The following is a 23,351-nucleotide window of genomic DNA, read 5'->3' on the forward strand; positions in this document are numbered from 1 at the left end:
ACCTTAAATATTTGGGATTATGGTAGTGCCAACGGGTTCACCCGCCAGCAATCCTAAGAGTTGCTCTGGTGTTTGCCAACTGGCAATCGTGATGGGGCGCTGCAAGCTTGTTGCTGCATCGAGTGCGGCATCCACTTTTACTTGCATCCCATCTATGATCACGCCTGATTCGACTAATTCGGCAATGCCTTTAGCCGTAAGTTGGTTTATCAGGTTTTTATTGTGATCGAGCACACCAGGCACATTCGATAGCAACAACAAGTCAGCATTTAACAGCTGAGCAATAACCGTTGCCGCTTGATCGGCATTTACATTGAGTAAATTGCCTTTTTCATCGGCACCTATGGAGCTGATAATCGGCAGGATATTCGCCTCGAGCAATAAATTCAACATAGTCGGTGAATTTGCTTTCGCTACGCCCACTGCACCAAGGGCAGGATCGAGCACAGAGCAGCTTGTCATAGCGCCATCAGCCAAGCATAACCCGACTGGTGTGGTGTTAGCGCGAATGGCAAAAGCACAAAGTTGCTTATTGGCAGTCCCCGCCAAAGCGCCCGTAATATAAGGCATATGCTCAGGCGGCGTGACGCGTAAACCATTCACTTTAGTACTGGTAAATTGCAGAGCTTGCAACAACTGCTCAACCATAGGGCCGCCGCCATGCACGAGTACGACTGGGCGACTTTGCTGAAGTTGCTTAATAACCGTCAGCAATTGTAACGCTTCGGCGGTGGCTTGCATGAAAGCGCCACCGACCTTTATGACTAACGGGTTCATGCTGACACCTCGTGCACTAAGCCAAGTTGTGATGCGAACCCAAAGCGAAGGTTGGCACATTGTACCGCTTGAGAGGCCGCGCCTTTCAGTAGGTTATCGATGGCACTGGTCACAACCAAGTAACCTTTTTGGGTATCAAGCTTCCAGAATAAATCGCAGTGGGGTGTGCCTACAACATCATCCAACTTGGGCCAAGTATCGCGAATACGCACGATGGGGTGGTTCTGATAGGCATGACTGAATGCGTTTGCAACGGCACCTGCGTCTACATCAGCGTTTACTTTGACGGTAATGGTTGCCAAAATTCCCCGTTTGAAATTACCCAGATGAGGAGTGAATATGACTTCACGACCTAAGTAGGCGCTGATCTCAGGTTGATGACGATGACCTAGTACACCATAAGCTTGCAGGCTAACTTCGCAGAAACTACTGCCCATGGCTGCTTTACGACCAGCACCAGACACACCAGACACAGCATTAATAATAGGTAAATGACCATCAGCGATTAAGCCCGCTTCGTGTAAGGGCTTTAATGCACTCAGCGACGCTGTTGGGTAGCAACCTGGAACGGCAATAATATCAGCGCTTTTAATATCCTCTGCAAACCAATCCGCGAGACCGTAGACGGCTTGCTTTAAGCTGGCCGCTTGCTCATGAGCAAAACCATAGTAGTCCGCAAAAACCTGTTGGTCTTTGAGTCTAAACGCCCCTGATAAGTCAAACACTTTGGCTTTGCCCGATGATAGTACTGGCATCCAATCATGACTTGCCTCATGGGGGGTCGCTAGAAAAATCACGTCCATTTCGTTTGAAAGCGAATGCAAAACGTCGTCGGTTAACGGGATCAGTGGCAAATTGATTTGCCCGAATAGATAACCGTGTACGTCTCCGAGCTTTTTATCAGCATCTTGGCTTTTGGCTGATACATATAAGGCGTTTAATTCAAAGCGTGGGTGGCGATGAATTAAAGAGGCTAATTCGGCACCGGTATATCCACTGGCGCCGACAATACAAGTTTTGATCATAAAACGTATATCTCTAATAGTCGTGTGACTTAATGTTACTAAATGAAGGTGACAAAAATAAAAAATCACCCAAGACCTTTAGCAAATACTAAAGGTCTGGGTGAGCTAAACGCTACAGACCTCGACTTATCGTCGATACAACATGCTGGCGAAGCTAGGCAGGGAATCGAATTGTGACGTTATTGAAATCATATGCGAAATTAAACCGAATTAAGATATTATGTCTAAATAATCTAGACCAAATATGTATTTGCAAAGTGGCTAAATCATGTTGGCGATAAGCATGCCATGTGTTATATATTTATGCAAATAAAATGAATAATTATTTAAAGGGAGGCTTATGCCGTCTTTGTCTTTTTTAGAACGTTATGCACATATCATCAATACTCCCTCTATTAGCGCCTTTAGTGCAGATTTAGACCAATCAAACCGCGCCATTATCGATCTGCTAGCGGGCTGGTTTAAAGACTACAATTTCCACATAAGTATTCAACAAGTGCCCAATGCGCGAAATAAGTACAACATGCTAGCTAAAATTGGCAGTGGTGAGGGGGGGCTACTACTATCCGGCCATTCGGATACTGTGCCCTTTGACGACAATAAATGGCAATTTGACCCTTTTAAAGCACAAGAAAACGATGGCAAGTTATACGGTTTAGGCACCTGTGACATGAAAGGTTTTTTTGCATTCATCTTAGAAGCGATTCAAGACATTCCTCTAAAAGACTTAAAGAAGCCTTTGTATATTTTGGCTACTGCAGATGAAGAAACGTCCATGGCGGGAGCGCGGTTTTTTGTGGAGCAACAATTGATTAAGCCAGACATGGCGATCATCGGTGAGCCCACAGAACTTAAGCCGATCTTTAAGCACAAAGGGCATATGGGGCATAGCCTGAATATTCAAGGTAAAGCAGGGCATTCAAGCGATCCAGCAAAAGGGGTCAATGCGATTGAGATCATGTACCAAGCCATAGGGAAACTTATCGCTTTAAAACAACAGTTGTCTGAAAATCATAGAGATGATGCCTTCAGCGTGCCAGAGGTGACTATGAATCTCGGGCATATTCACGGGGGCGATGGGGAAAACCGTATTTGCGGACACTGCCAATTAAATTTTGATTTGCGCGCTATTCCCTCACTAAGTGACGAAGAAGCCATTGCCATGATTGACGAAGCACTTGCCCCGCTGATGCAAAAATACCCACAGCGCATTACTCGTGAGGCGATGTACGAAACAGCGCCAGCTTTTGGTTGTCGAAATGAGCAGGGTATTCTTGAATTGGCCAAAAAACTAACGGGCTTTGATCCTGTCAGTGCTAATTACGCCACCGAAGCGCCATTTATCAATCAATTAGGCTGCGACACCATTGTATTAGGCCCTGGCAGTATTGATCAGGCCCATCAACCAGATGAGTTCATCTCGTTGCATTATGTTGACCCAACCGTCACATTACTGCGTAACTTCATCAAGCAGGTCTGCTTTTAATGGCCGAGTTGATTCAGGACATGGCACAACGAGTTAATTCAGCAACGTCAGTAAGCCTTTTCATAAAATCACTGGGGGCGGCGGTAATGATTTTATCGGCAAGTGCAATTGGGGGACAAAATGCTAACGCTGAATCAAAGATAAAGGGACGCTACCCAGCAATGCCTGAACCAGTTACCAACAATGCGGTGGTCAAAGTCGATACTGAAAATGGTCATTTTTTGTTATCTTTCATGGGGCTAGGAGCTGGTAAAACGCATGACGATGTTCACAACAAAGTGTGGGCCCTTGAACTTGCAGGTGAGTCATTTACGCCAAGCAAAGCTTGGCAACAAAAATCACCGGTGCCGTCGAGTTTACCCCAGTCTGGTCGCTTAGCCAGTATTGCCGTTGGTGTAGGCGATATGGCACTTTTGTTTGGTGGTTACACCGTTGATGCTGCGCATAATGAAGTGTCAAGCCCAGACAACTTTCGCTATGACGTTGTTACGGATACCTACTACCCCATAGCTCAGACGCCAGTGCCCGTGGACGATGCAGTCGCACTCGTTTTTCAGCAACGTTACGTATATCTGATTAGCGGTTGGCATAATGACGGTAACGTCAATTTAGTCCAAATTTACGATGTGAAAACAGATTCATGGCATCAAGGTTCGCCTTTTTTAGGTAATCCCGTTTTCGGTCATGCAGGTGCGATTGTGGGGGAAAATATTATGCTTTGTGATGGCGTTAAGGTGGATGCTCAACCAGATAAACGGCGTACGTTTTCCGCAGAACCAGCTTGCTACCACGGAACGATTGACAAGAGTGATATCAAAAAAATTGATTGGCGCACAGTAGCGCACCCTACATCGAGTGCACGTTATCGTATGGCTGCAACCGGTAATGTTGCCAGTAATTCAGCCATCTTCGTGGGCGGTTCAGATAACCCATACAATTATAACGGCACGGGTTACGATGGTGAGCCATCAAGTCCGAGCAATGAGGTGTGGCGCTACGACTTTACTCAGTCGAGTTGGAATGTCTCCCACACGGACTCGCCTACTATGGATCACCGGGGCTTATTGGCCGTGGGCATAGGGGAAAATAAGCATTTTGTCACGCTAGGTGGAATGATAGAGCAGCAAAAAGTATCAAACGCTGTACATCGCATCGATTTATAGGGCGCTACAGCGCTACTGTGATTTCACAAAACGATTTTTAAAAAAGATTTATTGAGGAAGGTATGCAAAAGACGTTAGCGCTGGTCGCGCATGATCATAAAAAGCCAGAGCTTATCCGCTGGTCACTAGAGCATAAAGCAGAGCTAGAAAAACATAACTTAGTGGCGACAGGCACGACAGGGGGCTTACTACAAGAAGCGTTAAACTTGCCCGTTACGCGATATAAGAGCGGCCCACTAGGCGGCGACCAACAAATAGGGGCATTGATCGCCGAAGGTAAGTTAGACGCTTTGATTTTCTTTTGGGATCCCTTGAACCCAGCCCCCCATGACCCAGACGTAAAAGCGCTGTTGCGTTTGTGCTCAGTATGGAATTTGCCGGTAGCGTGTAACACTTCTACAGCGGATATGTTGATCACCTCGCCGCTATTTATCGAGGGATTATACGAGCGGGCAGTGCCGGAGTTTTAAGGTATAACAAAAAATAGAGTGACTCAGGGAGAGTCGCTTTGTCACAGTTTTTAATCGCAAGGATAAAAGTCGCGTTAAAGTCGTTTTATAAGATGCGGTGCATAAGCGGAAAAAAACCTAGCAAGCACACTTATTACAAAAAGTTGAACGTTAGCTATCGGCTTTTCCAAATGAATTACGCTTTTTACTCTCTCGTTTATGCCGACTTTCCATCATTCTATGGAGTGTTATCTGTTGTTCGCTGGTCAGTGCATTCCAAAACGTGTGCTGATTTTTAGCCCTAGTAAGAGCATGTTCATAGCGCCGTACTTCGGTTTCGGCTTGTAAGGCTGTCCAACTAGTTTCGCTCAGACTTTCACTGGTCACTATCGCAATAACTTGTGCCTCAAATGTCTCCCTAGCAAATTTGTTTGCTTCTTTATCCGCTTCTTCAGCAGCGCGTTGTGCTTTAAATAGAGCTTGTTGCTCCTCGGTTAGGTTAAGTGTTTCGAAGTGCGCTGCTTGGCGTTGTGCCTCAGACATGATGGGTATGCTGTTACCCCGTGTTTTGCTCTGCTGTAACTTGGCGGCATGTCCTTTTTCTTGCTGCTTAGCATTTAATTCGACCAAGAACGCTTCTTTCTGGCCATCGTCTAAAATCTGCCAAATTTGCTGCTGAGTTTTAATATCCAGCCACATTAGCTGATTTTGTAAGTGTTGTTCAGCATGAATAGCGCTGCTTATTTCACTTTGAACCCATACATCACTTTGTATTAAATTGCGTAAGCTCTCACGCATAGATCTTTGGTCTGGCTGATAGGTATCTTTTGTCGCACGGTTTTGTTTTAACAGTAATCGAACGTCTTGACGTTGTGCGCCGGTTAAATCTAACTTTTTTAAAATTGGGCGTAAGGGTATTTGGCCATTATGCGGCGAAGGTTTTGCAATAGCGACATGCTGAGTCAACAGGAATGCCAAAGCAACGGCGATGGGGGTAAATAATGATTTTAACGTTCGCACTGAATATGCCTTACTATAGTGAAATACAAAAAAAGGTTAGCACCACCAGCGCAAAGAAACGCAAAGCCAGTGTAAAGATTAAGTAAATAGACAATCGAGTAGCGACAATTTCGGTATTATTTTATGGGTTTTCGCGCGTCTATTGTTAGGCCGCTAGAGTTTGAAGGAAAGTGTTCATGCTAGAAAAGTCTTTGTTGCTGATCGATGACGATCAAGCACTCACCGAGTTGTTACAGGAATACCTAAGCGCGCAAGGATACACGATTCATGTGGCAAGTGATGGGGAGGCCGGCCTGTTAGCTGCGAAATCAGGGCAGCACTATGATTTAATCATTTTGGATGTAATGCTTCCTAAAGTAGACGGGTTCGAAGTATTAAAACGTTTACGTAGTACACATGTTACCCCTGTGTTGATGTTAACTGCCAAAGGCGATGATTTTGATCGAATATTAGGCTTGGAACTCGGTGCCGACGACTATTTGGCAAAACCTTTCAACCACAGAGAGTTATCGGCCAGAGTGAAAGCTATTGTGCGCCGTGTAGATATTCAAGCCGGCTTGCAAAGCGACAAGCAAAAACAAAACACAATCGAAATTGGTGATGTGGAGTTAAATATTGCAGCGCAAACTGTCGCATGTAACGCCCAGCAAGTGGAGTTGACCGGCACCGAATTTGCGGTGCTGAAACTGTTGATGAGCTGTAGCCCGGATCTCGTGCCTAAACAGGCAATAAGTGAGCAGGTATTAGGTCGAAAGCTAGCCGCTTTTGATCGCAGTATTGATATGCACGTGAGCAATTTACGTAAGAAATTAAGTCATTTTAGTGACCATGACAAAATCAAAACCCATCGAGGGGTAGGATACGTCTATTTGGGTGAAATATGAGGCGTCTTCTATATTTAAACCCATTTCGAAGTTTGTATGGTCGTATTTTTTTGTGGTTCTGGGGCACAACTATCGTCATGATCGTCGGTGCTTACTGGATTATGCAAAATATTGCTCCACCAGTTGAATATTTACCCATGGATGATAAGCAGCATTTCATGCTGGAAAACTCGGTTAGAGCTTTGCAGCGGCAAGTTTCCCGTAGCCCAGATGGTGAGCCGTTAGAGAATATTCTTGAACGCACCAGTCAGCGCGGTAAGTTGATGATGATTTTGCTCAATCCAAAAACCAAGTCGTTCACACTCAAGGGGCCGTTACCACGCTTACCCAATGAAAAGCCCTTTCTCGATTTAATTGGCTCTGCAAATCCATTGCGCATTGCAACACCTATCGGCGATATGTTTGGCCCAATGGCGACCGATATTGCTGGCACCGAATATTTGTTATTTGTAGGACGAATACGGCCCATGGGTTTCGCTAGCGATATGCGCCACCGCCCACCCTTATTGCTTATCTGCCTGGTATTGTTAATAAGTGCGGTATTGTGCTCATTAATTGCTTGGTCACTTGTAAAACCATTAAAACAATTGCAAGTGGCCACTAAGCGCATGGCTAGCGGTGCACTTAGCAGTCGAGTTGGATCTGCCAGCTATAGAGGCGATGAAATAGGGCGCTTAGGGCGAGATTTTAATTATATGGCAGAGCAGGTGGAGACTTTGCTTAATGGGCAAAAGCGTCTATTGGCAGACATATCTCACGAATTACGCTCTCCATTAACGCGGATGCAACTCGCCATTGGTATCGCTCAGCAACAAGAGCCGTCGAGCAACACAAAAAGTAACGAGCAAGCATTAGCTAGAATTGAAAAAGAAGCGCATCAGATGGAGCATATGGTCGCTCAAGTGTTGATGTTGTCGCGATTAGATAATAACGCTCGGGATTCGAAAAAGCAGCCGGTGAGTTTTGATACACTTTTAACAGAGCTATTAGCCGACTGCGAGTTCGAAGCCCAATCACAAGGCAAAACGTTAACGGTAGATATTGATTCTGATGCGAAAATAAATGCTGACGAAGATTTATTAACAAGCGGTATTGAAAATGTTCTGCGCAACGCCGTGAAATACGCAAATCAGCAGGTGTCTTTCACCCTGAAAATTGACGGCCCTGACGTTAACTTAGTTATTTGTGATGACGGCAAAGGCATACCGGATTCAGATTTAGAGCATATCTTTCAGCCCTTTTACCGTGTTTCAAGCGCAAGAGAGCGAGACAGTGGTGGAATAGGGTTAGGCTTGGCAATTGCCAGTCGCGCCATTGCTGCACATGAGGGCACAATTGAAGCCCGCAACCGAGTTAAGGGTGGCTTGAGCGTGCATATTCGATTGCCGATAATGGCTTAGCGCCTTGACCAATTACTTTTTCAGCTCGAATTTGCTGAGCCCCATTATTTTTTTGCACGGTCTACCTTTGTGTTCTGCACTATTAACCTCTGGTAAGCTAATACCATAGAGTGATAAATAGAGTAATAGCCGTTGAGTGAATACCAAATAAGTTCAGAAAAGCAACTGGAACGGACGTATCAAGAAAAAATAAAACCCTTAATGCGTTCTCTGACCAAAGGCGATTTTATGGGGCATTCAGGTGTAAACATTAGTTATGCCTATTTGTGTCATCCGCACGCGATTGGTGCCGTGGCTATCTCTACAGGGCGAATTGAGTCTTGGGTTAAATATCAAGAAGTCATGTTCGACTTATATCAAAATGGATATTCGGTGTTCATTCATGATCACCGTGGTCAAGGCTTATCAGGGCGCATGACCCGCAACCCCCATATGGGTTTTGTGGACGATTTTACCGATTACGTTGCTGACTTTAAGCTGTTTTACCAGAAAATCATTGAGCCTAACACGCAGCATAGGCCTCAGTTATTGTGCCACTCTATGGGGTGTGCAATTGGGGCTTTGTATGTTTTAGCGCATCCGCAAGATTTCGCTCAACTAATTGTGTGTGCCCCTATGTTTGGCATTCGCCCCGCGTTACCTAATTGGCTGGCGAGTATTTTAATAGGCGCAAACTTGCTTATTAGTCGCGGTTTAGGTCATGACGCTAGTTATTTTCTTGGCCAAAAAAATTATCAGGAAACCGAGTTCGCGCTTAATGAGCTCACCCACAGCGAAATACGTTATCGCCTCTTCAGAGACGAGTATAATTTGCAACCAGAAGTGCAATTAGGAGGTGTGACCGGGCATTGGTTGCGAGCAGCCCTAAAAGCGATGGATGCCATTGAAGCTCAAGCGAGTCAAATATCGATCCCCGTTTGGGCCATTCAAGCAGAGGCGGATACAGTGGTGGACAACAAAAGGCAAAGTCGTGTATTAGCCAAATTGCCCCATTGCGAAGTACAACAAATTTTTGGTGCTCGGCACGAAATGCTGCTTGAAGAAGACCAATATCGTCGCCCCTGTTTAGCGGCTATTCTAGCGTTTCTGCGATTGGCAAATGACAGATAAACCTTACTGCAGTAAGCGCAATTTGTTAGAATTGCGCTTAATCTGACTTTATCGTGATCACCTAAATGCTAGACATTGTTTTATATCAACCTGAAATTCCACCGAATACTGGCAACATTATTCGTTTATGCGCAAACACTGGATTTGCCCTACATTTAATTGAGCCTTTAGGGTTTGAATGGGACGATAAACGCGTTCGTCGCGCAGGCCTTGATTACCATGAATTTGCCAATGTGGTAAGGCATGCGTCACTACAGGCCTATATGGAATCACGCCAACCTAAGCGCATTTTTGCTTGCACCACTAAAGGCACTACTTTTTTTGCCAAAGCTGAATATCAATTGGGTGATGCCTTGTTGTTTGGGCCCGAAACGCGAGGATTACCTGATGACGTTATTCAAAGCTTGCCGCCTGAACAACGAGTACGCATTCCTATGTTACCTGACAGTCGCAGCATGAATTTATCGAATGCGGTATCTGTTTTTGTTTATGAAGCGTGGCGCCAATTGGATTTCAGCGGCGCGGTTTAGCTGCGAGCTAGCAAAACGTATAAATATTTCGCCTATTGGGTAAGCGTTTCGTTTACCCAATAGGCTTTTTACAATGCACCGTGCTCAGGTGTTAAATAAATTCGAATGCGTCGCCGTACAAGTTCTTTAAGATTAACCCTTGCTGATGAAAGTCTTCTCTTGCCACGCCAGCCATTTCAAAGCGACCAGCTACGTAAACCCGATAAGGCTCTAGGCTGACAAAATCTTCGAGTACTGCTTTATGCACCCAACCGGTTTTGCCTGACCATTGATGACCCGGATGTTCCACCACGGGAACAAAGGTAAAGTGCTCGTGTTTTTTATCCAGAGCGACAAGTTCATCGTATGCGTACATATCAGCGGTTGAGCGCGTTCCCCAATATAGGAAAATTGGATCTTTGTGGCCTTTGACCTGGCTAGAAGATTCGAGCATTTTTTGCAAGATAGCTTGGGTATAGGAAAACCCTGTTCCCCCTGCGAGTAAAATGGTCGGCATGCTATCTTCCAGTTGAACGTAGGCATTTCCTAAACCGCCATTAACGGTAATTTCACCCTCAGTTCGCATTTTTTCAAGAACTTCACCTGCATAACTATTGCCTGGCTCCGCGCCAATATGCAATTGAATTTTACCGTCTTCTCGCGGTGCTGTAGCGATACTGAATGGACGCTGATCGCCTTCATCCATGACGACTTTCAAATACTGACCAGCTCGATGTGTAAAAGACTGCTGTGGGATCAGGGTGACTAAACTGACGACTGGGTTGAGAGCAACAATGGAATCAACCTTACAAGGGGTGTGATGCATAATAATGTTCTGCGCTATATCAAATTGCGCTGCTGTTGGCGCAAATAATTAAAATGTGAGAGAAGGTGCTTTAACAGCGACATATTGGCGCCTATGCGTCCTTCCGAAAATGTGCAGAATAACGAGTGGTTCAAACTGCTTAGGTGTACTTCGATTAATGTCTCAATATAAGTGAAGAGCATTAAAAGTAATACCTATTTTGTCAGAGTATAAACTGCTCAGTGCTAAGTTACGAGATGGATCGTTAGACCTTGTTATTTTTAGCTATTTCTCTTTTACCAATTTCCAGATAATGAAAACTCTTTGTTGTTTTTGGCTTGATTTTATTAACGTCTAGTGGTTTATTGAGCTTGCATGATGTGCAAATTTAACGGGTTAGCTCGACATACTTTTTGTCGCGCATTGAGTGGGTCTTTATCTTCAAACTCTGTGCGCAAACGTCGTTGGTGAAAGTAAGCTGAGCAAACCTGAATGTATTGTCTTTACTACACAATAATCATCGAGGAATGCCTATGTCACTTACAAACGAAATGGTTAGCGAGTTTAATTTGTTATTAAAATTCCCTACCACAAGCCTGATGCAGGGCTTAAAAATACACCATGACGCAGAGCCAGCTGTGATCGATGCCGCCAAGCGCTTGTTTGAAAAAGGAATAGTGACCTTGCCAGATGGTGGTTACTTGACAGACCTTGGTCATGATTTAATTGAACACGCCCAGGTCGTTCAGTCAGCTTTAGCGAGTTAATTCATATTTATCTGTTCTAGTCTGAGTAATTACGGATCAGATTCGGCAGTTAGGGGTTTACAAAATCCAGATGCTGCCGATAAAAATGTTATACGCCACAGCAGATAGATTCCATATGAAAGTGTCACTCCCTAAATTGTCTCATGCTGGCCTACTGGCTGGACTGCTTATTTTAACTACCTCTGGTATGTCTACTAGCCGCGCTGCAGACGAAATCAAAGCGGTGCAACTCTATTCCCAAGATGAGTTGCTTCGGCTCATTCACCGTAATGAGCATTTAAGCCAAGTTGTGTTAGATGATTGTCAATTAGTGCAAGACATTGAGGCCAGAGCGCAAACCTTAAAAATACCTGCCTATCAGTTTTTATGGGGTGACATGCTTGCTTGGGGGGTATGCGTAACTGCTGAGCCTGAGCGTGGTATTAGCTTTATGCGTCAAGCTGCCGACCAAGGTTTACCAGAAGGGCTAGAGCAGCTGGGCCGTTATTATGCTCAAGGCAAGTTAGTGCAGCAAGATAAAGAGCGCGCGGTGGTGTTTTTACGCGAAGCATCAATGTTGGGTAACCAAAAAGCGCAAATAGAGTTAGTGGAATTGTTCATAGATGGTTATGGCAGCCCTTACGATTATGAAGATGCTTACCATTGGTTGTATAACGCAGTGACGAACGATAAGAAAACCCATCAAAAAATTGCGTCTTGTTTGTCTGATCTAGAAAAACTGATGCATCCTAAAGCGGTACGTAAAGCGAAACGTCCTTTGGATTCATAACTTATTTCCCGATTAAATCGGTCGTTTTATCTATGTAGAACAACTTGCGCCTTGTCGTTGTCAATTAAGCGTTTTTAATTGCGCCAGCTTCGTTATACTAGGCGCAACATTTACCTAACTTGGAAACGCCATCACCTCTATGAGCGACGATCCCTTTTACCAGCGCGAGAAAGAAAAATACGAAAATCCAGTAGCGAGCCGTGAGTATTTACTTGAATTACTCACCAAAGCCAAAAAACCGTTGTCCTTTCTTGAATTTTGTCACCTATTAAATGCAGAAGATGAAGATAGCCGAATTGGTATTCAACGTCGCTTGCGTGCAATGGAGCGCGAAGGGCAAATCGAATTCAATCGTGATAAAAAATACGCCAAGCTTAAGTTAGAAGAGCTAATTCAAGGGCGTGTGATTGGCCACCGTGACGGTTTTGGATTTTTAAAGCGTGATGACGGCGAAAAAGATCTGTTTATTCACAACGCACAAATGGCGACGGTACTGCACGGCGACATAGTGCTGGTCAAAGAAAGCGGCACCGATAATCGAGGCCGCCGAGAAGCACGCATAGCTAAAATTATCGAGCCGCGCAGCGAACCCATTGTTGGTCGTTACTTTTTTGAAAATGGTGCCGGTATCGTTATTCCCGATGACAGCCGTATCAATCATGAAATCAGTATTCCTGCTGAGTATGTTAACGGTGCCCGTCAAGGCTTCATCGTTGTTGTAGAGATTGTTCAACGCCCAAGACGTCGCGTGAACGCGATTGGTAAAGTATTAGAAGTGCTAGGTGAGCATATGGCACCGGGCATGGAAATCGACATGGCACTGCGCACTTTCGATATTCCTCACGCTTGGCCCAAAGGTGTTACCAAGCAAATTGCCGACCTCAGCGAGCAAGTACCTGAAGAAGCGAAAGAAAATAGAATCGATTTACGTCAATTACCATTAGTCACGATAGATGGTGAAGACGCACGTGATTTCGATGACGCTGTATTTTGTGAACCGCTAGATGACGGTGGTTGGCAGTTGTGGGTGGCGATTGCTGATGTAAGTTATTATGTCAGACCAGGTACGGCGCTTGATAGCGAAGCGCAAAACCGTGGTAACTCGGTTTATTTCCCAGAGCAGGTTATTCCCATGCTGCCTGAAGTACTCTCTAACGGATTGTGTTCATTGAACCACCAAGTAGACCGATTATGTATGGTCTGTGAAATGACCATCAGCGCAAACGGAGAGCTCGCAGAACACCAATTCTATGAAGCTGTTATGAACTCAAAAGCGCGCCTTACTTACACAAAAGTATGGGATATATTGAAAGATGACGGCCAGGCTCATCCTGAACTGAAAAATCGCTACGCAGAGCAGGTCCCACATCTTAAAAATTTACACGACATGTACCGCACGTTGAAACGCAGACGTAGTCAGCGGGGGGCTATTGAATTTGAAACTCAAGAAAGTAAGTTCGTGTTCAATGCGCAGCGTAAAATAGACACCGTTGTGCCTGTCACGCGTAATGATGCTCACAAACTGATAGAAGAGTGTATGATTTTGGCCAACGTAGCTGCGGCCAAAACCTTAAGCAAGCAAAAAGCTGAAGCCTTGTACCGTATACATGATGAGCCGGACTCGGATCGATTAAGTGCGTTTTTGTCTTATTTGGCAGAGGTCGGAATTACCCATCACATTAGCAAAGATGCTTCGCCACAAGAATTTACTGAGGTGATCAGCAAAATTCAGGGCAGGGCCGATCAAGAGCTAATTCAAACCATGTTGCTGCGTTCTATGAAGCAAGCAGTGTACAGCCATGAAAACATTGGCCACTTTGGTTTAGCATTAGAAGCTTACGCGCATTTCACATCACCCATTCGTCGCTACCCCGATTTAGTTGTGCATCGTGCTTTAAAAGCCACGATAGATAAAAAGCAACAGCGCAAAAGTAAGACTGGCGGTAAAGCGTATACAGCAGAAGAGGTGGATGCATTAGGCGAGCAGTGTTCTATGACAGAGCGACGCGCCGACGATGCAACACGCGATGTATCCGATTGGCTCAAATGTGAATTTATGCTCGACCATGTTGGAGATACATTTGATGGCGTTATTGCATCGGTAACCAGTTTTGGCTTTTTCGTGCGTTTATCCGAGTTCCATATTGATGGGCTAGTGCATATTTCTGCATTAGATAATGACTTTTATCAGTTTGATGAAACGAAGCAGCACTTAGTCGGAGAAAATTCGGGCATAGTTTACCGACTTGGCGATCCGCTTGAAGTGAAGGTGGCTGGGGTGAATTTGGATGAACGAAAAATAGACTTTGTATTAGCCAAAGCGCCACCAAAACCAAGAGGTGGAAAACGCGGAACAAAGAAATCCTCTTCCACTAAAAAAGGTTCAGCAAAAAACACCTCAGGCAAAGAAAGCCCTGTATCCAAAGCCGGGGCCAAAGCGGCAAATGAGAACGACAAAGCTGGTGGCGCTAAAAAGAAACCACGCACTCGTCGTTCGAGTGGTAAAGGAGGGGCAGCCGATAAACCAGCGGCTAAGTCACGTCGCTCTTCGTCCAGTAAAAGGAACAAATAGATATGGCTCAACATGAGTGGTTGTATGGTATTCATGCATTAGAAGCAGTGATAGAGCGTGAGCCAGAGCGTTTGATTGAGTTGTTTGTCCTTAAAGGTCGTGACGACAAACCGATTAATTCAATCATCAATCATGCGCGTAAGTTTGGTATTGCGGTGCAATTTTGCCAGCGCAAAACCTTAGACGATAAAGTCAATGGTGAACAGCACCAAGGTGTTGTAGCGAAAGCGAAGCCCGGTAAACAGTTTAACGAAAATGATTTAGACGAAATCATTAAAAAAAGCGCCACGCCTTTTTTGTTAATACTCGATGGTGTAACTGATCCTCATAATTTAGGTGCGTGTTTGCGTACCGCCGATGCAGCAGGTATTGACGCTATTGTGGTGCCCAAAGACAACTCGGTAGCATTAACGCCAGTGGTGAGGAAAGTCGCTTGCGGTGCAGCTGATTTGATCCCCCTTATACAGGTGACTAACCTGGCACGTACTTTACGAGAGATTAAAGATGCAGGCGTATGGGTGGTGGGTACTGCAGGTGAAGCAACCCAGAGTATATACGATTGTAAGATGCAAGGACCGATAGCGCTGGTGATGGGCGCCGAAGGCAAAGGAATGCGCAGGCTGACCCGAGAACATTGCGACGAGCTAATAAAGCTGCCCATGGCAGGTTCGGTTTCTAGCTTGAATGTATCGGTGGCGACCGGTATTTGCTTGTATGAAATTGTACGTCAGCGCACTAGCTAGTCGTAACGTTTGGCACTGATAATTTTGGGTTTTGTCACACCTTTTTATGCTTTGTAGTTTCTATATAGGAGTATGGGGCGCTGTTCATACCCTAGGGTCAGCCTTATACATTAAACGCAGCTATAACTACTGCCACAAGCAGATATGGCAGTAGCTAAAGTAACAGGCGTGATACTACCGGTTATTGGTAGGTATTCTTCAATAACCTTTTCGCTTCTGAGCGCTCTAAACAAGATCGCAATGGCTCGGTAATGAAATCATCATGCCGGGCCTTTTTTTCTTGCCCTTCCCACACAATCGAGCCTTGAGTTATTTCCGTTCGGCAAGTCACCGTTTCATCTTGTCGTTGATACAAAATACGAACCAATTGCGAACGCTTGACCAAAGGTTCAAATGGATAACCCGTTTTAGTGTATAGTTTTTCTAATCCTTGACCTGCAAAAACGGCCGAGCTCACGCTGAGAAATAGCAGGGTAATGCTAAACGCTAGGCAAGATTTTATGGTGTTTTTCATCGTTAATTCCTCATGGTTTGGAGGTTTAACGATAGGCAGATACTCTTCGACTGACAAACGATTAAAACTAAACTACAGTTAAGAAAAACTTAACTAAATTACATTTTATATGAATAAACTCCCGCCCCTCAATGCGCTTCGTTATTTTTTAGCGGCTGCAGAAACATTGAGTTTTAAAGCAGCAGCGGAACAAATGTTTGTTACTCAAGCTGCTATCAGCCAGCACATTAAAACGCTAGAAGTCTTCTTCGGTTGTCAGCTGTTTGTAAGAGGTCACCGGCATGTGTCTTTAACAAAGGCGGGGGAAAGACTATTACCTGATATTGCCACAGGCTTCAGCTTTCTAGATAAAGGCGTAGGCAACTTGGTGATGGATCCAAGACCCAATATTTTAAACTTAACCGTGATTGAGTCGTTATCTTCTCGTTGGCTTGTACCGCGTTTGTATTTGTTCCAGCAAGAATATCCCCACATAAATGTAAGGATCCAGCCAACAAACCGTTTATTAAATTTTGACCAAAATGAATTAGATTTGGCGATACGATTTGGCATCGGCGATTACCCTCAGTTAAAAAGCAGAAAGTTGGCTCAGGATACTATTCACCTAGTTTGTCATCCTGGGTTAGCTAAACAGATTGACACTGCTCAGTCTGTTTCCCGTCATCCCACTTTAACCGAGAAAAGCAGCGATATTTTGCCCGCCTGGAAATCTTTCTATCAACTGCATCGGATAAACCCAGACGTGGGGCGCAATGCTCTACATGTAGATGATTCCAGTGTCACTATTATTGAAGCGGCGCTAGCGGGGCAGGGCATAGCAATGGTGCGTAATAGCCTGATATTCGAACAGTTAGAAAAAGGGCAATTGGTGAAACTGTTCAATTTTAGTTTCAAGTGTCATTACGCATATTATTTGGTGGCGCCTGAAGCGCATTTTAAGCGCGAAAAGATTCAGTGTTTTTCGAATTGGCTGGAGGGAATGTTTAGCGAAATCCCACAATGAGGCTAAAAAAACACCTTTTTGCTGAAAAGATAAGCTGAATTGATTCTGTTTATCGAAGTGAATACGCAAAATAAATGCTTAAGTCTTATAGTTGTTTGACCTGTGGGGTTTCAATCGTTATAACGTTGTTATCAAAATGTAGATTTATGTACTGGAGACAACATGTCGTTAAAGACGCCCTTAGAAATGATGTACCACTGGGAAGATACAACGCCGCAGAAGGTATATTTGAAGCAACCGATTAACGGTGCTGTTATTAGTTATACATGGGTACAGACGGCAGACAAAGTACGCCGCGCGGCAGCTGGATTAATTGCGCTGAACTTACCAGCGGGTAGCCACATTGCCGTATTATCTAAGAACTGTGCTGAATGGTTCATTGCTGACTTAGCTATTATGTTGGCCGGTCATATATCCGTACCAATTTATTCAACAGCCGGCGAGAAAACGATTCAATATGTATTAAATCACGCAGCATGTCCTGTTATTTTTGTGGGCAAGTTAGATGATACTGCTGAGCAAGTAGCAGCGATCCCTGAGGGCGTTACTAAGCTAGCATTTTCTTATCCTGGTATTGAAGCCGATAAGGATTGGGATTCATTGATGGCAAATGAGCCCTATTTAGAGCGCCCAGTACCCGATATGAGCAGCACTATGACGATTATCTATACGTCGGGCAGCACGGGTAACCCTAAAGGTGTAGTGCATACCTATAATTCGATTAGTTGGGCTGCGAGCAATTCAAGAAATGAATTAAGCGTTGGCGATGAAGACCGTATATTGAGTTACTTGCCATTGGCGCATATCACCGAGCGCGTTTTGGTGGAAATGGCTAGTTTCTACGCAAACACTCAAATTGGTTTTATAGAGTCGCTTGATACATTCAATCGCGATATTTGCCACCTAAGGCCTACGTTATTTATTTCTGTTCCGCGTCTTTGGACTCGTTTTCAAATGGGGGTTTTAGCAAACATGCCCCAAAAGAAACTCGATTTTCTGCTGAAAATACCGTTTGTCGGCAATATAGTCGCGAGTAAGATTAGAACTAAACTTGGCTTAGATAAGGCTCGTATGTGCGCCAGTGGATCCGCTCCTATTTCGCCAGCCACCCTTAAATGGTTTTTGAAAGTAGGCGTTAAAATATCTGAAGGATGGGGAATGACAGAAAACAGTGCTTACGGTACCTGTTGTGTTCCATTTAGAGAGGACAAAATTGGTAGTATTGGCCGCGCTTATGAAGGTGTCGATATTAGAATTGGCGAAGAGGGCGAGATACAAGTTAAAGGGCCTTGTAATATGCAGGAATATTATCTGGAGCCTGAAAAAACCGCTGAAACCTTTACCGAAGACGGATACTTGCGCACAGGTGATAAGGGCGCAATCGATAGCGATGGCTATATTAAAATTACCGGGCGCTTAAAAGAGATATTTAAAACAGCCAAGGGTAAGTATATCGCGCCAGTACCGATTGAAGCTCTCATTATGGGCAACTCTTCTGTAGAGCAAGTCTGTGTCACCGGCTCGCAATTAAAACAGCCTATTGCGTTAGTCGTATTATCAGAAGATGCCACCAAACAAGACAAAGACAAAGTAGAAAAGAGCCTGTTAGCAACCTTGGAATCGGTTAACGCTGGTTTAGAAAGTCACGCAGTACTCGACCGTTTAGTGATCATGAAAGATGATTGGACTGTAGAGAACGGACTACTAACCCCTACGCTAAAGATAAAGCGCCATTTACTGGAAGAAAAATACGATGGACTAATTAACGCTCCCGAGAGAGAAAAGTTAATTTATCAAAAATAGATCACGCCCGCTTTAACCGCCCCTTTATGTGTAAAGTCATCTATAGAATGTGAGTAACACGTAGAGGGGCTCTCCTAAATACCTTATCACCACCATACTAATCTGTTAACAGAGCAATTCCAATTATACGAAACCTCTGGCTTTTCATCGGATGAAGTGTAGCGGTCGACTAATTCCAGGCTGTACATTAGCGAAGTAGAATGGCCATTTAGTTAAGCTGCGTTGATAACATCAATAGACTCGAGAGAGTTTTGTAAGAGGTATATATACGTTAGTGGCTAACAACTTTTTTGTGTGTATTAAAATTATCTAAGCCACTGTTTTAAATATGTTTTATGAGTTCTTCGCTGATGAGAGCAAATTATCTATTGATTAGTCGCTTTTTTTTGCAAATTCGACTATCGCCACTGGTTATTTTCTGTTAGTATTTCGCGCCCTTTTAATAGGGGTATGTATAAAAAGTCAGCAATAACGCTGGTTTTTTAGGAAACAAAACGACTCGTGAGAGTCTTAATTAACAGCGGAGCACTAACATGATCCAAATGCAAACTAACCTGGATGTAGCCGATAACTCGGGTGCTCGCAGGGTTCAGTGTATTAAGGTTCTTGGTGGCTCGCATCGCCGTTATGCACATATTGGCGACATCATTAAAGTTACCGTTAAAGAAGCAATTCCTCGCGGTAAAGTAAAAAAAGGTGATGTGCTAACTGCAGTGGTGGTGCGTACTAGAAAAGGCGTTCGTCGTTCTGATGGATCTTCGATCCGTTTCGATAACAACGCAGCTGTTTTGCTTAACGCAAACAAGCAACCAATTGGTACGCGTATCTTTGGCCCGGTCACTCGTGAGCTTCGTGTTAATAACATGAAAATCGTCTCACTGGCCCCTGAGGTACTATAAGGAGTCACGATAATGGCTAGAAAAATTCGTCGTGATGATGAAATCATCGTTTTGGCAGGTAAAGACAAAGGAAAACTAGGCAAAGTGCTTAAAGTTCTTCCAGCGGCTGACCGCTTAATCGTTGAAGGTGTGAACTTGGTGAAGAAGCATCAGAAACCTAACCCTCAATTGGGTGTTACTGGTGGCGTTATTGAGAAAGAAGCATCAATTCACGTGTCAAATGTAGCGATTGTTAACCCTAAAACGGGTAAAGCAGATCGCATAGGTTTCCGTTTTGAAGACGACAAAAAAGTTCGTTTCTTCAAATCTGACGGTGAACTGGTTTAATAATTGGAGAGTACGATGGCGAAACTGCATGATTTCTATAAAGAAACAGTAGTAGCGGAACTTGCGAAGCAGTTCAACTACAAAAGCGTCATGCAAGTCCCTCGGATTGAGAAAATCACTCTAAACATGGGTTTAGGTGAAGCGGTAGCAGACAAGAAGGTGTTGGAAAACGCAACTGCTGACATGCAAGCAATTGCTGGTCAGAAACCTGTTGTAACTGTTGCTCGCAAATCTGTAGCGGGTTTTAAAATCCGTGAAGGTTATCCGATTGGCTGTAAAGTAACCCTACGTGGTGAGCGTATGTGGGAATTCTTTGAACGTTTAGTATCAATAGCAATTCCTCGTATCCGTGACTTCCGTGGCTTGAATCCTAAGTCGTTTGACGGCCGTGGAAACTATAGCATGGGTGTTCGTGAGCAAATTATCTTCCCAGAAATCGATTTCGATAAGGTAGATAAAATTCGCGGTATGGATATTACTATCACGACTAGCGCTGAAACCGATGCGGAAGCACATGCACTTCTTAGTGCGTTTAGTTTCCCATTTAAAAAGTAAGGGTAGGGTTATGGCAAAAGAATCAATGAAAGCGCGCGAAGTTAAACGCGCCAAGCTAGTTGCTAAGTTCGCTACTAAACGAGCTGAACTTAAAGCAACTATCAGCAACGTCAACTCTTCTGACGAAGAACGTTGGGACGCTGTTCTTAAGCTACAACAACTTCCACGTGATTCAGCTCGTACGCGTCAACAAAATCGTTGTCGTATTACTGGCCGTCCACATGGTTTCCTACGCAAGTTTGGTCTTAGCCGTATTAAGTTGCGTGAAGCAGCTATGCGCGGCGAAGTACCTGGCCTTAAAAAAGCCAGCTGGTAAGGAGTAGCTAATATGAGTATGCAAGATCCTATCGCGGACATGTTTACACGTGTTCGTAACGGTCAGATGGCTAGCAAAGTTTCTGTATCAATGCCTTCATCTAAGCTACGTGTTGCAATTGCAGCCGTACTTAAAGAAGAAGGTTATGTTTCAGACTTCGCAGTTTCTGGTGACGTTAAACCTGTTTTAGAAGTGACGCTTAAGTACTTCGAAGGCAAGAAAGTAATTGAAAGCATTGAGCGCGTAAGTCGCCCTGGTCTTCGCATCTATAAGAAAAAAGATGAGTTGCCAAAAGTATTGGGTGGTTTAGGTGTTGCTATCGTTTCTACCTCTAAAGGTGTGATGACTGACCGTGCCGCGCGTAAAGCGGGTATGGGTGGTGAGATCATCGGCTACGTAGCGTAAGGGGATAAAAATGTCACGTATAGCAAAAGCTCCTGTAGACGTTTTATCTGGCGTAGAAGTTACTATCGCTGGGCAAGAAGTCACAGTAAAAGGTAAAAACGGTACATTAAGCCGTGTATTCAACGATGCAGTTGAAGTTGTTCAAGAAGAGAACCAACTTAAAGCCTCACCTCGTGAAGGTGTTGCCAATGGTTGGGCTCAAGCTGGTACAGCTCGCTCATTGTTAGATGCAATGGTAATTGGTGTATCTCAAGGTTTTGAGAAAAAACTTCAGTTGAATGGTGTTGGTTATCGTGCGGCAGCGCAGGGTAAAAAACTAAATCTAACGCTTGGTTTCTCACACCCTGTAGCATACGAAATGCCCGAAGGTATTTCGGTTGAAACTCCTAGTCAAACTGAAATCGTCGTTAAAGGCGCCGATAAGCAGTTGGTAGGTCAGGTTGCAGCTAACATCCGTGGATACCGTCCGCCAGAGCCTTATAAAGGTAAAGGTGTTCGTTACGCTGATGAAGTTGTGCGTCGTAAAGAAGCTAAGAAAAAGTAGGTAGGTGATACGATGGATAAGAAATCAGCTCGCTTGCGTCGCGCTACACGTGCACGCAAAAAAATTAGTGAACTGGCCGCGCATCGCTTGGTTATTAACCGCACACCACGCCATATATATGCCCAGTTAATCGCTCCTTGCGGTTCACAGGTTTTGGCGGCGGCTTCTACTGTTGAAGCAGATCTTCGCACTACCGTTAAGTCAACGGGTAATGCAGAAGCTGCTGTAGCAGTTGGTAAAGCGATTGCAGAACGAGCTATCGAGAAAGGCATTAAGACTGTCGCTTTCGATCGCAGCGGTTTTAAGTATCACGGTCGAGTTAAGGCATTGGCTGATGCTGCTCGTGAAGCAGGTCTTCAGTTCTAGGAGTTAATTATGGCTAAAGTAGAAGTTCAACAACAGGGTGACCTGTTAGAAAAACTAATTGCTGTAAACCGTGTATCTAAAGTAGTTAAAGGTGGTCGTATCTTTAGCTTTACTGCTTTGACAGTAGTAGGTGACGGGAATGGTCGTGTTGGTTTTGGTTACGGTAAAGCACGTGAAGTGCCTGCTGCAATTCAAAAAGCTATGGAAAAAGCGCGCCGCAATCTTGTGGACGTGGATCTAAATGGCAACACGCTACAGCATCCAATTAAAGGTCGTCATTCAGGCTCAAAAGTCTACATGCAACCTGCATCAGAAGGTACTGGTATTATTGCCGGTGGTGCAATGCGTGCGGTACTTGAAGTCGCTGGCGTTCAAAACGTACTTTCAAAATGTTACGGATCTACCAATCCAATTAACGTTGTGCGTGCAACTATCAATGCGTTGACAGAAATGACTTCGCCTGATCAAGTTGCTGCTAAACGTGGATTGTCTGTAACGCAGATTTTGGGGTAATTGAACATGGCTAAGATGATAAAAGTTAAGCAAACCAAAAGCGCTATCGGTCGCCTTCCAAAGCATAAGGCAACTCTTACGGGTCTAGGTTTACGTCGCATCGGTCATGTTCGTGAACTCGAAGATACCCCTTCTGTTCGTGGCATGATCAACCGTGTATTTTACATGGTTGAAGTAGTGGAGGAGTAACAGATGCATTTAAATACTCTTGCTCCTGCACCAGGAGCAAAAAAATCTAGTAAGCGCGTTGGACGCGGTATGGGTTCAGGTCTTGGAAAAACTGGTGGCCGTGGTCACAAAGGTCAAAAGTCTCGCTCTGGCGGTTCTGTAAAGCCTGGTTTTGAAGGCGGACAAATGCCAATTCAGCGTCGTCTACCTAAGTTCGGTTTCACATCACGTAAATCTTTGGTTTCTGACCAAGTGACGTTGAGTGAAATTGCAAAGGTAGAGGGTGAAGTGGTTTCACTTGAAACTTTAAAAGCAGCAGGTCTTGTTAAGAAAGAAATGCTGTTTGTTAAAGTGCTTAAGAGCGGTGAAATTTCACGAGCTGTTACTATCAATGGTTTGAAGGTTACAAAAGGCGCGCGCGAAGCAATCGAAGCGGCCGGCGGTAAGGTAGAGGAATAA

The 23,351-nt window shown here is 44.5% G+C and carries 28 protein-coding genes; 23 read left to right on the plus strand and 5 right to left on the minus strand.

Going from position 1 to position 23,351, the window contains the following annotated elements; genetic code table 11:
- Positions 1-3: 3 nt before the first annotated feature.
- The gene (gene argB / locus PATL_RS05000) at positions 4-777 is read right to left on the minus strand and encodes an acetylglutamate kinase (protein ID WP_011573864.1); all 774 of its coding nucleotides are present in this window, start codon (positions 775-777) and stop codon (positions 4-6) included.
- Complete coding sequence (gene argC / locus PATL_RS05005) at positions 774-1,802, minus strand: N-acetyl-gamma-glutamyl-phosphate reductase (protein WP_011573865.1); 1,029 nt, start codon at positions 1,800-1,802, stop codon at positions 774-776. Before argC ends, argB begins: the two co-directional genes overlap by 4 nt.
- Before the next feature lie 340 nt (positions 1,803-2,142).
- On the opposite strand from argC, the gene argE reads away from it, so the two are divergent.
- The 3 genes from argE to PATL_RS05020 all read left to right on the plus strand — a co-directional run bounded on the left by argE (position 2,143) and on the right by PATL_RS05020 (position 4,921).
- A complete protein-coding gene (gene argE, locus PATL_RS05010; protein ID WP_011573866.1) occupies positions 2,143-3,288 on the plus strand; it encodes an acetylornithine deacetylase in 1,146 nt (381 codons plus the stop codon).
- Positions 3,288-4,451 carry a Kelch repeat-containing protein gene (locus PATL_RS05015; RefSeq protein WP_232283288.1) on the plus strand — a complete coding sequence of 388 codons (1,164 nt, stop codon included), beginning with the start codon at positions 3,288-3,290 and terminating at the stop codon, positions 4,449-4,451. Before argE ends, PATL_RS05015 begins: the two co-directional genes overlap by 1 nt.
- Positions 4,452-4,513: 62 nt before the next feature.
- Entirely contained in the window at positions 4,514-4,921 is a 408-nt protein-coding gene (locus tag PATL_RS05020; protein ID WP_011573868.1) for a methylglyoxal synthase, read from the plus strand.
- 150 nt (positions 4,922-5,071) lie between these two features.
- Here the strand turns inward: PATL_RS05020 and PATL_RS05025 are convergent, their stop codons facing one another.
- A complete protein-coding gene (locus tag PATL_RS05025) occupies positions 5,072-5,920 on the minus strand; it encodes a Spy/CpxP family protein refolding chaperone (protein ID WP_011573869.1) in 849 nt (282 codons plus the stop codon).
- A gap of 176 nt (positions 5,921-6,096) precedes the next feature.
- On the opposite strand from PATL_RS05025, the gene PATL_RS05030 reads away from it, so the two are divergent.
- The 4 genes from PATL_RS05030 to trmL all read left to right on the plus strand — a co-directional run bounded on the left by PATL_RS05030 (position 6,097) and on the right by trmL (position 9,844).
- On the plus strand, positions 6,097-6,804 hold the full coding sequence (locus PATL_RS05030) for a response regulator transcription factor (RefSeq protein WP_011573870.1): 708 nt from the start codon (positions 6,097-6,099) through the stop codon (positions 6,802-6,804).
- Positions 6,801-8,204: an ATP-binding protein gene (locus tag PATL_RS05035; RefSeq protein ID WP_011573871.1), complete on the plus strand. Its 1,404-nt coding sequence runs from the start codon at positions 6,801-6,803 to the stop codon at positions 8,202-8,204. Before PATL_RS05030 ends, PATL_RS05035 begins: the two co-directional genes overlap by 4 nt.
- Positions 8,205-8,336: 132 nt before the next feature.
- A complete protein-coding gene (locus PATL_RS05040; protein WP_041713369.1) occupies positions 8,337-9,314 on the plus strand; it encodes an alpha/beta fold hydrolase in 978 nt (325 codons plus the stop codon).
- 65 nt (positions 9,315-9,379) lie between these two features.
- A complete protein-coding gene (trmL, locus tag PATL_RS05045) occupies positions 9,380-9,844 on the plus strand; it encodes a tRNA (uridine(34)/cytosine(34)/5-carboxymethylaminomethyluridine(34)-2'-O)-methyltransferase TrmL (RefSeq protein ID WP_011573873.1) in 465 nt (154 codons plus the stop codon).
- A gap of 91 nt (positions 9,845-9,935) precedes the next feature.
- Here the strand turns inward: trmL and fre are convergent, their stop codons facing one another.
- Positions 9,936-10,649, minus strand: coding sequence for an NAD(P)H-flavin reductase (gene fre / locus PATL_RS05050; protein WP_011573874.1), 714 nt, complete (start codon positions 10,647-10,649; stop codon positions 9,936-9,938).
- A 512-nt stretch (positions 10,650-11,161) separates the two neighbouring features.
- Here fre and PATL_RS05055 point away from each other — a divergent pair.
- The 4 genes from PATL_RS05055 to rlmB all read left to right on the plus strand — a co-directional run bounded on the left by PATL_RS05055 (position 11,162) and on the right by rlmB (position 15,479).
- Entirely contained in the window at positions 11,162-11,395 is a 234-nt protein-coding gene (locus tag PATL_RS05055) for a TIGR02647 family protein (protein ID WP_011573875.1), read from the plus strand.
- A gap of 115 nt (positions 11,396-11,510) precedes the next feature.
- Positions 11,511-12,164, plus strand: a complete 654-nt coding sequence (locus PATL_RS05060; protein ID WP_041713372.1) for a tetratricopeptide repeat protein — start codon at positions 11,511-11,513, stop codon at positions 12,162-12,164.
- Positions 12,165-12,303: 139 nt separating this feature from the next.
- Positions 12,304-14,736 carry a ribonuclease R gene (gene rnr, locus PATL_RS05065; RefSeq protein WP_011573877.1) on the plus strand — a complete coding sequence of 811 codons (2,433 nt, stop codon included), beginning with the start codon at positions 12,304-12,306 and terminating at the stop codon, positions 14,734-14,736.
- A gap of 2 nt (positions 14,737-14,738) precedes the next feature.
- Entirely contained in the window at positions 14,739-15,479 is a 741-nt protein-coding gene (gene rlmB / locus PATL_RS05070) for a 23S rRNA (guanosine(2251)-2'-O)-methyltransferase RlmB (protein ID WP_011573878.1), read from the plus strand.
- Positions 15,480-15,660: 181 nt separating this feature from the next.
- Here the strand turns inward: rlmB and PATL_RS05075 are convergent, their stop codons facing one another.
- The gene (locus PATL_RS05075; protein WP_041713375.1) at positions 15,661-15,993 is read right to left on the minus strand and encodes a hypothetical protein; all 333 of its coding nucleotides are present in this window, start codon (positions 15,991-15,993) and stop codon (positions 15,661-15,663) included.
- Positions 15,994-16,102: 109 nt separating this feature from the next.
- Here PATL_RS05075 and PATL_RS05080 point away from each other — a divergent pair, with 109 nt between their 5' ends.
- The 12 genes from PATL_RS05080 (at position 16,103) to rplO (ending at position 23,351) form a co-directional block, all read left to right on the plus strand.
- Entirely contained in the window at positions 16,103-16,996 is an 894-nt protein-coding gene (locus tag PATL_RS05080; RefSeq protein WP_011573880.1) for a LysR substrate-binding domain-containing protein, read from the plus strand.
- Positions 16,997-17,158: 162 nt separating this feature from the next.
- Positions 17,159-18,799 carry an AMP-binding protein gene (locus tag PATL_RS05085; protein WP_011573881.1) on the plus strand — a complete coding sequence of 547 codons (1,641 nt, stop codon included), beginning with the start codon at positions 17,159-17,161 and terminating at the stop codon, positions 18,797-18,799.
- A gap of 533 nt (positions 18,800-19,332) precedes the next feature.
- Positions 19,333-19,698: a 50S ribosomal protein L14 gene (rplN, locus tag PATL_RS05090; protein ID WP_006990572.1), complete on the plus strand. Its 366-nt coding sequence runs from the start codon at positions 19,333-19,335 to the stop codon at positions 19,696-19,698.
- Between the two features lie 12 nt (positions 19,699-19,710).
- Positions 19,711-20,025 carry a 50S ribosomal protein L24 gene (gene rplX, locus PATL_RS05095; protein WP_006990571.1) on the plus strand — a complete coding sequence of 105 codons (315 nt, stop codon included), beginning with the start codon at positions 19,711-19,713 and terminating at the stop codon, positions 20,023-20,025.
- A 15-nt stretch (positions 20,026-20,040) separates the two neighbouring features.
- Positions 20,041-20,580 (plus strand): 50S ribosomal protein L5, encoded by a 540-nt coding sequence (gene rplE / locus PATL_RS05100; RefSeq protein ID WP_006990570.1) that lies wholly within the window; start codon positions 20,041-20,043, stop codon positions 20,578-20,580.
- Between the two features lie 10 nt (positions 20,581-20,590).
- The gene (gene rpsN, locus PATL_RS05105) at positions 20,591-20,896 is read left to right on the plus strand and encodes a 30S ribosomal protein S14 (protein WP_006990569.1); all 306 of its coding nucleotides are present in this window, start codon (positions 20,591-20,593) and stop codon (positions 20,894-20,896) included.
- 12 nt (positions 20,897-20,908) lie between these two features.
- Positions 20,909-21,301, plus strand: coding sequence for a 30S ribosomal protein S8 (gene rpsH, locus PATL_RS05110; RefSeq protein WP_006990568.1), 393 nt, complete (start codon positions 20,909-20,911; stop codon positions 21,299-21,301).
- A 10-nt stretch (positions 21,302-21,311) separates the two neighbouring features.
- Positions 21,312-21,845, plus strand: coding sequence for a 50S ribosomal protein L6 (rplF, locus tag PATL_RS05115; RefSeq protein ID WP_006990567.1), 534 nt, complete (start codon positions 21,312-21,314; stop codon positions 21,843-21,845).
- A gap of 12 nt (positions 21,846-21,857) precedes the next feature.
- Positions 21,858-22,211, plus strand: coding sequence for a 50S ribosomal protein L18 (gene rplR / locus PATL_RS05120; RefSeq protein ID WP_006990566.1), 354 nt, complete (start codon positions 21,858-21,860; stop codon positions 22,209-22,211).
- Between the two features lie 9 nt (positions 22,212-22,220).
- Positions 22,221-22,724, plus strand: coding sequence for a 30S ribosomal protein S5 (gene rpsE / locus PATL_RS05125; protein WP_006990565.1), 504 nt, complete (start codon positions 22,221-22,223; stop codon positions 22,722-22,724).
- 6 nt (positions 22,725-22,730) lie between these two features.
- On the plus strand, positions 22,731-22,913 hold the full coding sequence (gene rpmD, locus PATL_RS05130; RefSeq protein ID WP_006990564.1) for a 50S ribosomal protein L30: 183 nt from the start codon (positions 22,731-22,733) through the stop codon (positions 22,911-22,913).
- A gap of 3 nt (positions 22,914-22,916) precedes the next feature.
- Positions 22,917-23,351 (plus strand): 50S ribosomal protein L15, encoded by a 435-nt coding sequence (gene rplO / locus PATL_RS05135; RefSeq protein WP_006990563.1) that lies wholly within the window; start codon positions 22,917-22,919, stop codon positions 23,349-23,351.

This window comes from Paraglaciecola sp. T6c, assembly GCF_000014225.1.
GTDB lineage: Bacteria > Pseudomonadota > Gammaproteobacteria > Enterobacterales > Alteromonadaceae > Paraglaciecola > Paraglaciecola atlantica_A.

Excerpts from the sequence above, each read along its gene's own strand:
- rplE (WP_006990570.1), top strand. The coding sequence starts at position 20,041 with ATGGCGAAACTGCATGATTTCTATAAAGAAACAGTAGTAGCGGAACTT.
- argC (WP_011573865.1), bottom strand. The coding sequence starts at position 1,802 with ATGATCAAAACTTGTATTGTCGGCGCCAGTGGATATACCGGTGCCGAA.
- rplR (WP_006990566.1), top strand. The coding sequence starts at position 21,858 with ATGGATAAGAAATCAGCTCGCTTGCGTCGCGCTACACGTGCACGCAAA.
- trmL (WP_011573873.1), top strand. The coding sequence starts at position 9,380 with ATGCTAGACATTGTTTTATATCAACCTGAAATTCCACCGAATACTGGC.
- fre (WP_011573874.1), bottom strand. The coding sequence starts at position 10,649 with ATGCATCACACCCCTTGTAAGGTTGATTCCATTGTTGCTCTCAACCCA.
- rpsN (WP_006990569.1), top strand. The coding sequence starts at position 20,591 with ATGGCAAAAGAATCAATGAAAGCGCGCGAAGTTAAACGCGCCAAGCTA.
- rnr (WP_011573877.1), top strand. The coding sequence starts at position 12,304 with ATGAGCGACGATCCCTTTTACCAGCGCGAGAAAGAAAAATACGAAAAT.
- rplX (WP_006990571.1), top strand. The coding sequence starts at position 19,711 with ATGGCTAGAAAAATTCGTCGTGATGATGAAATCATCGTTTTGGCAGGT.
- PATL_RS05060 (WP_041713372.1), top strand. The coding sequence starts at position 11,511 with ATGAAAGTGTCACTCCCTAAATTGTCTCATGCTGGCCTACTGGCTGGA.
- rplO (WP_006990563.1), top strand. The coding sequence starts at position 22,917 with ATGCATTTAAATACTCTTGCTCCTGCACCAGGAGCAAAAAAATCTAGT.
- PATL_RS05035 (WP_011573871.1), top strand. The coding sequence starts at position 6,801 with ATGAGGCGTCTTCTATATTTAAACCCATTTCGAAGTTTGTATGGTCGT.
- rpsE (WP_006990565.1), top strand. The coding sequence starts at position 22,221 with ATGGCTAAAGTAGAAGTTCAACAACAGGGTGACCTGTTAGAAAAACTA.
- rpsH (WP_006990568.1), top strand. The coding sequence starts at position 20,909 with ATGAGTATGCAAGATCCTATCGCGGACATGTTTACACGTGTTCGTAAC.
- PATL_RS05055 (WP_011573875.1), top strand. The coding sequence starts at position 11,162 with ATGTCACTTACAAACGAAATGGTTAGCGAGTTTAATTTGTTATTAAAA.
- PATL_RS05015 (WP_232283288.1), top strand. The coding sequence starts at position 3,288 with ATGGCCGAGTTGATTCAGGACATGGCACAACGAGTTAATTCAGCAACG.
- rlmB (WP_011573878.1), top strand. The coding sequence starts at position 14,739 with ATGGCTCAACATGAGTGGTTGTATGGTATTCATGCATTAGAAGCAGTG.
- PATL_RS05020 (WP_011573868.1), top strand. The coding sequence starts at position 4,514 with ATGCAAAAGACGTTAGCGCTGGTCGCGCATGATCATAAAAAGCCAGAG.
- PATL_RS05085 (WP_011573881.1), top strand. The coding sequence starts at position 17,159 with ATGTCGTTAAAGACGCCCTTAGAAATGATGTACCACTGGGAAGATACA.
- PATL_RS05075 (WP_041713375.1), bottom strand. The coding sequence starts at position 15,993 with ATGAAAAACACCATAAAATCTTGCCTAGCGTTTAGCATTACCCTGCTA.
- argE (WP_011573866.1), top strand. The coding sequence starts at position 2,143 with ATGCCGTCTTTGTCTTTTTTAGAACGTTATGCACATATCATCAATACT.
- rpmD (WP_006990564.1), top strand. The coding sequence starts at position 22,731 with ATGGCTAAGATGATAAAAGTTAAGCAAACCAAAAGCGCTATCGGTCGC.
- PATL_RS05080 (WP_011573880.1), top strand. The coding sequence starts at position 16,103 with ATGAATAAACTCCCGCCCCTCAATGCGCTTCGTTATTTTTTAGCGGCT.
- argB (WP_011573864.1), bottom strand. The coding sequence starts at position 777 with ATGAACCCGTTAGTCATAAAGGTCGGTGGCGCTTTCATGCAAGCCACC.
- rplF (WP_006990567.1), top strand. The coding sequence starts at position 21,312 with ATGTCACGTATAGCAAAAGCTCCTGTAGACGTTTTATCTGGCGTAGAA.
- rplN (WP_006990572.1), top strand. The coding sequence starts at position 19,333 with ATGATCCAAATGCAAACTAACCTGGATGTAGCCGATAACTCGGGTGCT.
- PATL_RS05030 (WP_011573870.1), top strand. The coding sequence starts at position 6,097 with ATGCTAGAAAAGTCTTTGTTGCTGATCGATGACGATCAAGCACTCACC.